The organism is Psychromonas arctica (genome assembly GCF_038155225.1).
GTDB classification, from domain to species: Bacteria; Pseudomonadota; Gammaproteobacteria; order Enterobacterales; family Psychromonadaceae; genus Psychromonas; species Psychromonas arctica_B.
This window is the reverse complement of sequence record NZ_JBAKBA010000167.1, coordinates 1-243: the sequence shown is the minus strand read 5'-3', so window position 1 is coordinate 243 and position 243 is coordinate 1. Positions and strand designations below refer to the sequence as shown.

The window sequence follows — 243 nt, the reverse complement described above, 5'->3', positions numbered from 1 at the left end:
GTGTTAGCTTTTTATCCTGTTCATCCAAAATAATATTGGAAAGAAGTGGTGTTAGTGGCCCACCTTGCGGTAGGCCTTTATCGGATGGAAACCAAAGACCTGTTTCTGCCTCTGCAATACGTGCTCGTAAAACCCGACCGAGTAATTCCATTAATGCCTTGTCTTTGATTTTACGACCAACGCGGTTCATTAGAATGTCATGATTAACTTCATCAAAGAACTTTGAGAGGTCAATATCAACGG

1 protein-coding gene is annotated in these 243 nt (G+C 41.6%); it reads right to left on the bottom strand.

Annotated elements, in window-relative coordinates; translation table 11 throughout:
• Positions 1 to 243, bottom strand: a 243-nt coding sequence (locus tag V6255_RS18190) for a reverse transcriptase domain-containing protein (RefSeq protein ID WP_341629399.1), incomplete at both ends; no start/stop codon positions are given.